General features: G+C 68.7%; 11 protein-coding genes. 2 read left to right on the plus strand and 9 right to left on the minus strand.

What is annotated here, in order from left to right; translation table 11 throughout:
* Positions 1-81: 81 nt before the first annotated feature.
* Both RCH12_RS12540 and RCH12_RS12545 read right to left on the minus strand, forming a co-directional pair.
* Entirely contained in the window at positions 82-666 is a 585-nt protein-coding gene (locus RCH12_RS12540; RefSeq protein WP_327017060.1) for an RDD family protein, read from the minus strand.
* A 27-nt stretch (positions 667-693) separates the two neighbouring features.
* On the minus strand, positions 694-2331 hold the full coding sequence (locus RCH12_RS12545) for a peptide chain release factor 3 (RefSeq protein ID WP_241990465.1): 1638 nt from the start codon (positions 2329-2331) through the stop codon (positions 694-696).
* 227 nt (positions 2332-2558) lie between these two features.
* Between RCH12_RS12545 and RCH12_RS12550 the strand changes: the two genes are divergently transcribed.
* Positions 2559-3521 (plus strand): ROK family protein, encoded by a 963-nt coding sequence (locus tag RCH12_RS12550; protein WP_327017061.1) that lies wholly within the window; start codon positions 2559-2561, stop codon positions 3519-3521.
* On the opposite strand, the gene RCH12_RS12555 is transcribed toward RCH12_RS12550, so the two are convergent.
* The 7 genes from RCH12_RS12555 to RCH12_RS12585 form a co-directional block, all read right to left on the minus strand.
* Complete coding sequence (locus tag RCH12_RS12555; RefSeq protein ID WP_327017062.1) at positions 3518-5056, minus strand: glycoside hydrolase family 3 protein; 1539 nt, start codon at positions 5054-5056, stop codon at positions 3518-3520. The two genes, RCH12_RS12550 and RCH12_RS12555, sit on opposite strands and share 4 nt — an antisense overlap.
* Positions 5053-5988, minus strand: a complete 936-nt coding sequence (locus RCH12_RS12560; protein WP_327017063.1) for a carbohydrate ABC transporter permease — start codon at positions 5986-5988, stop codon at positions 5053-5055. Before RCH12_RS12560 ends, RCH12_RS12555 begins: the two co-directional genes overlap by 4 nt.
* The gene (locus RCH12_RS12565; protein WP_103431367.1) at positions 5985-6929 is read right to left on the minus strand and encodes a carbohydrate ABC transporter permease; all 945 of its coding nucleotides are present in this window, start codon (positions 6927-6929) and stop codon (positions 5985-5987) included. Before RCH12_RS12565 ends, RCH12_RS12560 begins: the two co-directional genes overlap by 4 nt.
* A gap of 49 nt (positions 6930-6978) precedes the next feature.
* Positions 6979-8331, minus strand: a complete 1353-nt coding sequence (locus RCH12_RS12570) for an extracellular solute-binding protein (RefSeq protein ID WP_327017064.1) — start codon at positions 8329-8331, stop codon at positions 6979-6981.
* A 69-nt stretch (positions 8332-8400) separates the two neighbouring features.
* On the minus strand, positions 8401-9576 hold the full coding sequence (locus RCH12_RS12575) for an ROK family transcriptional regulator (protein ID WP_103431365.1): 1176 nt from the start codon (positions 9574-9576) through the stop codon (positions 8401-8403).
* Positions 9577-9691: 115 nt separating this feature from the next.
* Positions 9692-10453: a DNA alkylation repair protein gene (locus RCH12_RS12580; protein WP_327017065.1), complete on the minus strand. Its 762-nt coding sequence runs from the start codon at positions 10451-10453 to the stop codon at positions 9692-9694.
* 28 nt (positions 10454-10481) lie between these two features.
* Complete coding sequence (locus tag RCH12_RS12585; protein WP_133163830.1) at positions 10482-10730, minus strand: hypothetical protein; 249 nt, start codon at positions 10728-10730, stop codon at positions 10482-10484.
* Between the two features lie 122 nt (positions 10731-10852).
* On the opposite strand from RCH12_RS12585, the gene RCH12_RS12590 reads away from it, so the two are divergent.
* Positions 10853-11446, plus strand: a complete 594-nt coding sequence (locus RCH12_RS12590) for a helix-turn-helix domain-containing protein (RefSeq protein WP_327017066.1) — start codon at positions 10853-10855, stop codon at positions 11444-11446.
* Positions 11447-11565 lie beyond the last annotated feature (119 nt).

Genomic DNA, 11565 nt, shown 5'->3' on the forward strand with positions numbered 1-11565 from the left:
TGTCGGTGTCGCCACTGGGGCGACTTTCCTGCTTTCGTCTGATTCCGAGTGTAGTTCGGCGGCGATGCGATTCCAGATTGGTCATGCGGCGGTCACGACCCGGGTCTTTCCCGCTTTGTCCTGCCATCCCCGCCGATCGCCGCGCAGCATGGGGAAGGCGAAGACCAGCCAGACCACCAGCAGGATGGGCAGCACGGAGAGAAGCGATGTTCCCCTTTCGCTGTTCCCCACCCCACCGTTGGCAACGATGCCGAAGAGTGTCCAGGCCGACGAGGCGGTGGCGACGACAGGCACCGCGAGTACCAGGGTGCGGGCAAAGAACCCGCCGTAACTGACCGGGCCGCCGGTTCGCTCATCGACCAGCCGGTTGTGCGCGGCAAGCTGACCTACCGATGCCCGTCTGGTTCTGGAAAGACGGAGGTTGAGCAACAGCACGCCGATCGGCACGAGGAACAGCGAGCCGACGCCCAGCTTGAGCACAGCATTGGCCACCGTTACGTTACCCACCGTGTCGAGGTTGAAGCCCACCATGAAGCAGGTGAAGAACACGATTCCGGTCAGCAGCGTCGTGCCGACCACATCGATGAAGAACGCGACGGCTCGAGCCACTGCGGCGGCAGGCGGCCGAGCGACGTCGGTCTGGGCATGCAACTCTGCTGGCGTCACACGCTCACCCTAGGGTGTGGGGCCGTGCTAGTAGCGCACCTCGTCGATGGGCCCGCCGCCGGCGAGGTCCTCAAGCAGCAGCTCCGGGTGGTCGCGCACGGTGTTGCGCAGCCGCCACGGGGTGCTGAACAGGGCCAGCAGGGTGCCGTCGCTGCGGCGGAGCACCTCCACCTGGCGGTCATGGCCGAGGATCAGCGCGCTCTCCTTGTCGGTGCGGCGGGCCAGCTGGTAGGGCAGCACGTCGCTGCGGATGGCGGCGCCGAAGTCGTGCGACATCCGCTCCTCGACGACCTCGAACTGCATCGGGCCGACGGCGCCGAGCACCGGGGCCTGGTCACCGCGGAGGTCCGAGCGCATCACCTGGATGACACCCTCGTGGTCGAGCTGGTCGATACCGCGGCGGAACTGCTTGTGCTTGCTGGTGTCGGCGGGGCGCACGGCGCGGAAGTGCGCGGGGGCGAACATCGGCAGCGGTGGGAAGGTGACGGCGGGGCTGCCCTCGTGGATGGAGTCGCCGACCCGTAGAGCGGAGGCGTTGACCAGGCCGACGATGTCGCCGGGCCAGGCCTCCTCGGCCACTTCGCGGTCCTTGCCGAACAGCTGCTGGGCGTACTTGGTGGCGAACGGCCGGCCGGTGGCGGAGTGGGTGACGACCATGCCGCGGCGGAACTGGCCGGAGCAGACCCGCACGAATGCGACGTAGTCGCGGTGCGAGGAGTTCATGCCGGACTGCACCTTGAACACGAAGCCGGAGAACGGGCTGGTCACCGGGCGGTGGCCGCCGTCGGCGTCCAGGCGCGCCTCGGCGGGCGGGGCGAAGTCCACCAGGGTGTCCAGGATGTGCTGCACACCGAAGTTGAGCACCGCGGCGGAGAACAGCACCGGGGTGGTCACGCCGTCGAGGAACAGTTCCTCGTCGTGGTTCTGGCCCTCCTCGGTGAGCAGTTCGGACTCCTCGGCGGCGGCGACCCAGGCGTCACCCTCGGCTGCGGCGGCCTCTTCGGCAGTGGTGCGCTCGGAGTCGGCGCGGGTGGCGCCGCCGGCGGTGCGGTTGAAGCGGATGAAGTCGCTGCTGTCCCGCTCGATCACACCGCGGAAGTCTCCCGCGATGCCCACCGGCCAGGTCAGCGGGGTGGGGATCAGGCCGGTGCGGGTGCGGATCTCGTCCATCAGGTCGAGGGCGGCGGAGCCCGGCCGGTCCCACTTGTTGATCACGGTGATGACGGGCAGGCCACGCTGCTTGCAGACCTCGAAGAGCTTCATGGTCTGCACCTCTAGGCCCTTGCTGGCGTCGACGAGCATCACGGCGGCATCCACCGCGGAGAGCACCCGGAAGGTGTCCTCGGAGAAGTCGGCGTGGCCGGGGGTGTCGACGAGGTTGATCACGCTGTCGCGGTACTCGAACTGGATGGCGGCGGAGGTGATCGAGATGCCACGCTCCTGTTCCATGGTCATCCAGTCGGAGACGGTGCCGCGCCGGCCGGCCTTGCCGTGCGTGGCGCCGGCGGTGGTGATGGCCCGCGCGTGCAACAGCAGCGCCTCGGTGAGCGTGGACTTGCCCGCGTCGGGGTGCGAGATGACGGCGAAGGTGCGCCGGCGCACGGCCTGAGCCTCGACCTCTTTCGGGGACACCTCGGTGCCCGGGGTCACGGTTGCTTCAGCCACTGCTCGGTTCCTACCTCTATATGTCTGTCAATGCGTCGCTTGCGCGCACGCGTCCTTCAAACCTAACCTGCGCGGCTGTTCACCCGCTCCGCGCTAATTGTTACCATCCTTTACAAACAGAGTCGGCGCGTGGGACAATGTCCTCACAGGCAGTTGATACAGCATGAGCACCCTCGTGGCCGGTTTCTTGCCCCGCGACACTCGCCGACCGCTGAGGAGCCCCAGCCATGACCGCCGTGACCCTCACTTCGGTTCTCGCCCAGGCCCTCCCGCTCGGCGCCGGCGAGCCGGTGATCGCGGTGGATGTGGGCGGCACCGACACGAAGGCCGCGCTCTTCGACGCTTCCGGCCGGATGCTCGGACTCAGCCGCACGCCGACACCGCTGGACGGCGAGCGCACGGCCTTCTCGGTGATCGCCCGGGTGCAGGAGCTCACCCTGCAGTTCGCCGCGGATTTTCCCGCGGTGCAGCCCCGGGCGGTGGGCCTGCTCGCCCCCGGCCTCGTCGACGACGACGCGGGCATCGGCGTGCTCTCGACCAACCTGCACTGGTCGAACGTGCCCTTCAAACAACTCACCGAAGATCTCATTCACCTGCCCACCACTTTCTCGCACGATGTGCGGGCCGCCGGTGAGGCCGAGTTCAGGCTCGGCGCCGCCCGCCCCTATCGCAACGTGGTGGTGCTGGTCATCGGCACCGGGATCGCCGGGTCGCTCTTCATCAACGGCCGGGCGCACACCGGCGGCGGCTACGCGGGTGAGATCGGCCACTCGATAGTGCACCCGTCCGGTCCGCTCTGCGGCTGCGGCTCCCGGGGCTGCCTGGAGACCGTGGCCTCGGCCGGCGCGATAGTGCGCCGCTACGAAGAGGTCACCGGCATCCGGTTGAGCGGGGCCCGCGAGGCTCTGGCCCTGGCCCGCACCGGCGACCCCGCGGCGGCGCTGATCTGGAGCGAGGCACTGGATGCGCTCGCCCTGAGCATCGCCCAGCTGGCCGCGATCCTCGCCCCGGAAGCGATCGTGATCGGAGGCGGCCTGGCGCAGGCGGGCGACCAGCTGTTCGCGCCGCTGCGTGAGCGGGTGAGCGCCCTGCTCAGCTTCCACCGGCGTCCGGTGATCGTACCGGCGTCGATCGGCGAAAACGCCGGCCTGCTCGGCGGCGCCCTGCGGGCGCGCGACCTGGTGAGCTAGACCGGCTCGGCGATCACCGGCTCGGCGGCCAGCAGCTCCAGCAGCGCCCGTCCGGCCAGCCTCGACGCACCGAAGGTGGCGATGTCGGCGTAGCGCAGGTCGTCCGACGGCCAGCCCATGTCGACCACGAGCACATCACGGCGGTCGGCGCGCAACGCATCCACCAGGTCACGAATGAACGGATGCCGGTGGTTGTCCTTGCCGATCACGACCACGGGAGCCCCGGCCGAGAGCTCCAGCGCCCCGCCGTCCTCTGCGCTGCGTGCGACGAGAGGCCTGGCCAACCACGCGGCCGCGAGGTCCGACTCCGGATGCGCGGCCACCTCGGCGAACGGCCCCCAGGGCGCCGGGCCCACGGCGATATTCGTGACGGTGTCGAGCCGAACCACGGAGAAGGTCGCCCCAGCCGCCGCGAGCCACCGCTTCGCCTGGTCGGTGATCGCGAAGGAGGCACGGATCCGCCCGGTATCGAAGCTGGGTTCCGGCATCGTCACCGCGGCAGCCGGGAGCGGGATTTCCAGGGTGTCGTCGCGGATTCCGGCCGCGAGTCGGTGCACCCGGCCGGCTGCCGCGGCGAGACGGGCCTCGGTGAGGGTTCCGGCGTCGACGGCGGCCAGGACGGCGGCCTCGATCTGGTCGAGCTGCTCGGCGGTGTTCTCGGTGCCGATGCAGAGCAGGTCGCAGCCGGCGGCGAGGGCGGCGGCGGCGGCCCCCGGGATGCCCAGGATGCCGCTGGCACCCTTCATGTCCAGGGCGTCGCTGACGATGACGCCGGTGAAGCCCAGTTCGGTGCGCAGCAGGCCGCCGAGCACCCGCGTCGAGAGCGTTGCGGGGTTCTCCGGATCGATCTGGGGCAGCAGGATGTGCGAGGTCATGATGGTCTTCGCGCCGGCGGTGATCGCGGCGCGGAAGGGCACCAGCTCCCGCTCGCGCAGGGTCGACGGCGGCAGGTCGACGACGGGCATGGCCAGGTGGGAGTCGAGGGCGGTGTCACCGTGGCCCGGGAAATGCTTGGGGCAGGCGGCGACCCCGGTGGACTGCAACCCGCGCACCCAGGCGGCGGAGTGCAGGCCCACCCGCACCGGGTCGACGCCGAAACTGCGCACGCCGATCACCGGGTTGTCGGGGTTGGAGTTGACGTCGGTGTCCGGCGCGAAGGTGAGGGTGCAGCCGGCCTTCCGCAGCTCCCGGCCGACCTGCCGGCCGACTTCCTCCGTGTAGCCGAGGTCGTCGATCCGGCCGAGGATGGCGTTGCCCGGATACGGCGAGCCCGAGGAGAAGTAGAGCCGGGTGACGTCGCCGCCCTCCTCGTCGATCGCGATGACCGCGAGCGGATTCGCGGCGCGGATCGAGTCGGTCAGCGCCCGCAGCTGGGCGATCGAGACGATGTTCTGCCCGAACAGGCACACGGCTCCGAGTCCGTCCTGCAGGCGCAGGCGCAACCAGTCCGGCAGCACGGTGCCCACGAAGCCCGGCATCAGGGTCGCCCGGATCTGCCTGCGCACCGGGGAGTCGTCGCCGTGGCCGCCGGTCATCCCTTGACCGCCCCGCTGACCAGTCCGCTGGTCATTCTGCCTTGCACGAAGAGGAAGAAGATGATCACCGGAATGGCCACCATGGTGGACGCCGCCATCACCTGGCCCCAGTCGGTGGCCCGGCTGGCGCTGGCCTGGATGAAGCCGCGCAGCCAGAGCGGAAGCGTCTGGCTGGAGTTGTCCTGCAGCAGCACCAGGGCCACGGTGAATTCGTTCCAGGCCTGCAGGAACGCGTAGACGCCGGAGGCCACCAGACCGGGGGCGAGGAGGGGGAAGGTGATGCGCATGAACGCCTGGGTGCGGCTCAGGCCGTCGATCATGCCCGCCTCCTCGAGGTCGGCAGGGACTCCGGCGACGAAGCCGCGCAGCATCCAGATCGTGAAGGGCACGACCGCGGCGATGTAGATGATGCTCACGCCCACGATCGAGTTGAGCATGTTCAGGCTGCCCATCAGCTTGTACTGGGCGATGAAGAGCCCCTCGGCGGGGAGCATCTGGATCAGCAGCACGGCCAGGACGAACGCCTTGCGCCCGCGGAACCTGAACCGGCTGATCGCCAACGCCCCGAGGAACGCGAAGAGCAGGCAGAACACCACGGTGATGAGGGCGATGGCCGTACTCATGCCCAGGGCGGGCAGGAAGGTGCCGCCCGAAAAGACCGCGACGAAGTTGTCGAGGGAACCGCCGAACGGGAGCCAGGTCGGGGTGGTGCTCTGCAGCACCACGTTGGGCAGCAGCGACGAGTTGAGCATCCAGTAGACCGGGAACACCCAGATCAGGGCGACCACGATGCCGATCACGCCCAGCGCGATCCGGGCGGGGCGGATGCGCCGGTTGCCGCCGCCCTTCCGGCCGGTCGGCGGGAGGGCGGGCCGGGGCCGCGAGCCGGCGGGCGGGGCGGATGCCCCGGTGGATTGGACCGTCGAGGTCATGATTCGTCCTCCTTGAGCATGCTGCGTACGTAAAACCAGCTCAGAGCCACCGTCAGCACGAGCACGAAGATCGAGACGGCGCTGGCCATCGCGAAGTCGCTGGAGCCGACGCCGAGCTGATAGATGTAGGTGCCGAGCAGGTTGGTCTCCGAGGCGATCGACCCGACGTCCTGCAGCAGCCGGATCTGGGTGAACACCCGCAGGTCCCAGATCACCTGCAGCAGCAGGATGATGGCCAGCACCGGCCGGATGATCGGCACGATGATGTACCGGAGCCGCTGGGCCAGCGTGGCGCCGTCCAGCTGGGCGGCCTCGAGCACCTCGGTGGACACCTGGGTGAGGCCGGCGTAGATGGAGAACGCCACGAACGGCACGCTCATCCAGACCACGATGACCATCGCCACGAAGAAGAACGACAGCGGGTTGGCCAGCCAGTTGTGGTTCTGGAAGTCCAGGCCGATACCGGTCAGAACCGAGTTCAGCACCCCGCGGCGCCAATCGATGAGCCAATTCCAGACCGTCATCGCCGCGACGACGGGCATCGCCCAGGCCAGCAGCAACGAGATCTGCAAGGTGATGCGCACGCTGGTGTGCACGGCGTTCATCAGCAGAGCCATCAGGGTGCCGATGGCCATGGTGACCGCGGCGGTGACCAGGCAGAAGGCCAGCGACCGGGCCACCACGGTCCACATGTACGGGTCCGTGAACAGGGTCACGTAGTTGTCGAACCAGACGAATTCCGGGGGTTGGCCGAACTGCTGGGAGAGTCCGAACCTCTGCATCGAGGTGATGAACTGCCAGACCAGCGGGTAGCCGAGCGCCAGGATCAGGATGGCGCAGGCCGGGACGACCAGCAGGTACGGCGTTGATCTGCCCCTTTTTCGGGGCCTGGCCGGCCGCGGCGGATCGGCCTGGCCGAGCACGAGGTTCTGCGTGGTCACGCCGACCCTCCTTTCGTTGTTCGATTCGTCTGGTTCGACAGGCTGCCGGCTATTCGCCGTTCAGCATCGGGGTGAGCTTGTCGTCGTATTCCGTGGCGAGCGCCTTCAGGTCGGTGGAGCCCTCGATCTTGCTGAAGAACTCTTCCATCACGAGGGAGCCTTCGACCGTGGCCCAGCCGGGCGCTGCCGGGGTGAGCTTCGAGTTCGAGGCCGAGGCGATCAGCGCCTGGGCGAACTGGTCGTCGCCGAGCGAGTCCACGTAGTCGCTGTTCGCCGGGCCGAGGCCGTTCTGGCCGAGCATCGTCTGGTACTCCTCCGAGTAGATGATCCTGAGGAGGCTCTTGGCCAGCTCGGGGTTCTTGCTCGTCGCCGAGATGCCGATGTTGGATCCGCCGGCGAACACCGGGGCGGGCTTGCCGTCGTTGCCGGGCAGGGCGAAGACCGCGTTCTTGGTGTCATCCCAGGTGCGGGTGACCTTGCCGTCGGCGTCGGTGCCGAGAGTTCCGATCGACCAGTGCGCCCAGGTGGGGGCCATGATCGTGGCGGCGGACAGTGAGGTGTTCGACGTGACGGCGCCCTCGGCATCCTTGATCTCGTCGCTGTCGTTCAGGTAGATGTACTGGTTGGAGTCCTTGGCGTCGTTGGGCGCGTTGGAGGCTGACTTGTACAGCTCCTGCAGCTGGGCGAGGCCGGTCAGGGTGTTCTCCGAGGCCAGCGTCGAGGTCCAGGTGCCGTCCTTGACGGTGGCGAGTTCGCCGTCGTTGGCGAAGATCCAGGAGATGCCGTTGCGCCAGTCCTGACCGCCGAGGTAGAAGCCGGAGAAGTCGGGGATGTTCAGCGGGTTGGCGGCGTTGATCGCGGCGACGCCGGCGTTGAACTCCTCGAGGGTGGTGGGCTGCTCGACTCCGGCCGCCGCCCAGACGTCGGCGCGGGTGAACACGGCGCGGGAGCCGAAGTAGTAGGGCAGGGCGTAGTTCTTGTCGCCCACCATGCCGGCGTCGACGAAGGACTGCAGCAGGTTGGTGCCGCCGAGCTCCTCGTACATGTCGGAGATGTCGAGGAACGCACCCACGTTGGTGAAGGTCGACGACTGGGTGTTGCCCAGCTCGGTGACATCCGGGGTGTTGTTGGCGTCCGGCAGTGAGGTCGTCAGCTTGGTGACCAGGTCTCCCCAGTCCTGCTGCTGGATGTTCAGGGTGGCGCCGGTCTGCGCGGTGAATTCGGATTTCAGGTAGTCGCGCAGTTCATCGGGGGTGTCGCCGCCGGCGAGCCAGAGGGTGATGGTCTTGTCGCCGTTGTCGGTGGAGGCGTCGGTGCCTTCATCGGTGGCGGACGAACATCCCGCCAGCACGAGCGCGGAGGCAGTGGCCAGCGCGGCGAGAGATGCGAGCTTTCTCTTCATGAGATATTCCTTTCGTGGATTGCCGACGTTGGCGGGCGCCACATCGTTGGTGCAGGGGAAATCCGTCGGCTAGGAAACGCCGAGTTGTGCGGAGAGAACCATGACGGCCGCACCGCGCAGAACGATGTCCTCCCCCTGCGCGGTCATCCGCAGGGTGAGATCGCCGGTTTCGGTGGCCATGGTCCTCGACCGGAGGGTCTCGACGGTGGCCGCGGAGAGGGCGCCGTCGAGAAGTTCGGGGGGTCCGCTCAACACGATCTCGAGCAGATTGAGGGCACCGACGACGGGGGCGAGGATGATGCCGAGCCGGCGGCCCGCCTCGGTGAGGATGTCGGAGGTGGCGCGATCGGCATCCGCCGGGGTGGCCGCCGCGGCGGTGGCGGCGTGGATCGCCGCGGTCAGCCGCGGTACGGAGAGCCAGGCCTCGAGGCAGCCGGACTTGCCGCAGGCGCACAGCGGGCCGTCGTCGGTGCCGACGACGACGTGGCCGATCTCACCGGCGGCGAAGCGCTCGCCGAAGATGGCGCGACCGCCGATCAGCAGGCCGGCGCCGACACCGTGGCCCACCTTGACCAGGAGCAGATCGTGGTCGGCGCCGCCGAAGCTGTGTTCGGCGAGCACGGCGGCGTTGGCGTCGTTGACCACCCGAACGGGCAGACCGGTCAGTTCCTGGAGCCGGGCCTGCAGCGGCTGGTCACGCCAGCCGAGGTTGGGCGCGTTGCGCACGACTCCCGCCCGGTCCACGATGCCAGGAGACCCGATTCCGACACCCAGGATCGGGGCGGTGGCCCCGGCGATCACCTGGGCGAGCAGAGCGGCGACAGTGTCGTAGGCGGCCTCACCTCGGGCGCCGGCCAGGTCGAGTCCCGAGCTGGACAGCACCGCACCGTCAAGGCTGAGCACCGCGCCGCGCAACCGGGTGTGACCGGAGAGGTCGAGTGACACGATCTGGAACGCGGACCGGTTGATGTCGAGCAGGGTGGCGGGCTTGCCTGGGCGCGGTTCCTGGCGCTGGCCCAGTTCGATGACGAGGTTCTCCCCCATCAGCTCGCTGATCAGGTCGGAGACCGTCACCCGGGTCAGGCCGGTTTCCCGGGCCAGGTCAGCCCGGCTTTGCAGGCCGGTGCGGTACAGCGTCTGCAGCACCAGGGTGCGGTTGTTCAGGCGAATGTGCTCGGGCAAGACCTTCGCGGTGGGGCGGAGGGCTCGGTCCTGGATCGTCCGCGGGGTGCCGGTTGCTGTCATGTTTGTTAGTAAACCTTACGAACGAAATGCGCGCAAGGGAGAACAAACTATTGGTGGGGTTGTTTACCAAGTCGTAACGCGGCGCTGCTATCCGCCGCCTGGATGCCCGCCGCGCTCAGCGGGGCAGGCCGCGATAGTGCGCGCGAAGCTCGGGGCTGAGGTGCTCGGTGGCGTAGCTGAGCATGGTGCGAGGCATTCGCCCCGCGTGCAGGTCGAGGAAGCCGAGCAGCAGGTCCCGGTCGACGCGGGCGCCGACCTCGCGCAGCATCCAGCCCACGGCCTTGTGCATCAACGGCTCGGGATCACCCAGCAGCCGCGCGGCCAGGTCGAGGGTGGTGGTGGCGTCGCCGCGCCGGATGAAGGCCGAGGTGGCGATCACCGCCACCCGCCGTTGCCAGAGCACCTCGCTGGCGGCGAGGTCAGCCAGCAGCCCGCGCGGCCGGTCGAACAGGTACTCGCCCAGCAGCCCCGGCGCCGAGGAATCCACCAGATCCCAATTGTTCACCCGGCCGGCCCGCAGCTGCGCGAGATAGAACTCGGCGAGGGCCCGGCGCCGGGGATCGTCACGGGTGCGCGGGGCGCTTGCCCGGGCGAATTGCGCCACCAGGATCAGCAGGGCGGCGAGTCGGTGCTCGTGCACCGGGCCGGCCAGGAGCAGGTCGATCTCGTGCAGCGGCAGCGTGGTGAACCGCGTGACCACCGCTCGGGTCTGCGGCACGGTGACGCCGATGAACACGTCACCCTCGGCGTACTGCCCCGGCCCGGTCTGGAAGTACCGGGCGGCCCCCGCCGCGCGCTCCGGATCTGCGATCGCGGCGAGCGCCGCCCGCACCTCGGCCGCGGTGGTCTCGCGCTGAGTGTGCCCGGCATCGGTCATGGCAGCAGGCTAGCGCCTGGGCGGCCGGTCAGCGTCTCGCGGTGCGCATCCTGCCGTAGGCGCGCATCAGCTGGGGCACCACGAGGTACACCGCGACCGGCACCACGACGATGGAGAGCACGAAGGCGCGCAGAACCGGGTTCCAGTCGGTGGCGAACGGGGCGATTGCGAAGAATCCCAGGGTCACCAACGGGAAGATGGCTATCCAGGTGATCACGGCCCGCGCGTGCACCGAGGGGGGTCCAGCACTTCCGCGGGGAGTTGGGGGCAACGACATGGTTTCTTCCTTCCGAGGGATGGGCGGCCGACGTTCACGACCTTCTCCCCCTACAGTGCGGCCACCGGGAGAATCCTGAAACTATCGTTGCCAAAAGTGGGACACGCTGCTTAGCTGTCCGCATGAGCAGCACTCCCCGGATCAACGACGAGCTGAGCCAGATCGCGCCGCGCCTCCGCCGCGCCCGCGAAAAGAAGAACGTCACACTGGCCGAACTCGCCGCCGCAACCGGGATCTCCAAGAGCACGCTCTCCAGGCTAGAGTCCGGGCAGAGGAAGCCCAATCTCGAGCTCCTGTTGCCCATCGTGGCCGCCCTGGCGGTGCCGTTCGAGGAGATCGTCAGCCCGCCCAGGGTGCAGGACCCGCGAGTACCGCAGAGGTCCACCCGGGCGGACGGCCGCACCCTCACGCCGCTCTCCCAGCACCAGGGCGAGCCCCAGGCCTTCAAGATCGTCATCCCCGCCACCGATCGGGAGCCCGCACCCCGCACCCACACCGGGTACGAGTGGATCTACGTGCTGTCCGGTCGCCTGCGGCTGATCCTCGGCGAGCACGATGTGGTCCTGGGCACGGGTGAGGCGGCGGAGTTCGACACCCGCAATCCCCACTGGTTCGGCTCCACCGGCACCGATTCGGTCGAGATCCTCTCCATGTTCGGCAAGCAGGGCGAACGCATCCACCTGCGCGCCCGGTCGACATCGGCGTCGTCGAGCTAGCCGTTCGGTCGGCGCAATCACGCGCCAAACCGGGTCAAGACGGCGATTCACTGCGGAGGGCCGCATGAAAACGCCGTCAACCCCCGGTTACGCTGGGGGCGGCGCACACCGGTGTATTC

The organism is Cryobacterium sp. MP_3.1, assembly GCF_035984795.1.
GTDB lineage: Bacteria > Actinomycetota > Actinomycetes > Actinomycetales > Microbacteriaceae > Cryobacterium > Cryobacterium zongtaii.